At 49.1% G+C, this 342-nt stretch carries 1 protein-coding gene; it reads left to right on the forward strand.

The window, feature by feature from the left end; translation table 11 throughout:
- Positions 1-105: 105 nt before the first annotated feature.
- The gene (locus EI161_RS14725; protein ID WP_192530058.1) at positions 106-303 is read left to right on the forward strand and encodes a hypothetical protein; all 198 of its coding nucleotides are present in this window, start codon (positions 106-108) and stop codon (positions 301-303) included.
- Positions 304-342 lie beyond the last annotated feature (39 nt).

Genomic DNA, 342 nt, shown 5'->3' on the forward strand with positions numbered 1-342 from the left:
TTTGGGTTATTATAACCTCTTAGAAGCTGTCCAATTTTATTATGCCACTACAGAGCCTCTCCTAGCTATGACTCTAGTGTCAGCACTGACAATCTACAGCAAACCATGACCACGCCCGTTTGGTCAGGCATCAGTCCTCACGATGACGGCACTACCCCGCCGCTACGTAGCCTGCAACTGTCATCGGGTAGCACTCATGGCTGGCAGTTTGCCCCACGTCTGGGACAGTCCGTACTGCTTAACCACTGGTACGGTGATATCGACAGTCCGGTGATTAGCCGCGCACTGTTTGTAGTGGCATAATAAAATTGGACAGCTTCTAAGAGGTTATAATAACCCAAA

Source organism: Psychrobacter sp. FME5, from assembly GCF_014861375.1.
In the GTDB taxonomy this organism is placed as follows: Bacteria; Pseudomonadota; Gammaproteobacteria; order Pseudomonadales; family Moraxellaceae; genus Psychrobacter.

Bases quoted from the DNA above. Each gene is read 5' to 3' on its own strand.
- EI161_RS14725 (WP_192530058.1), top strand. From the start codon at position 106: ATGACCACGCCCGTTTGGTCAGGCATCAGTCCTCACGATGACGGCACT.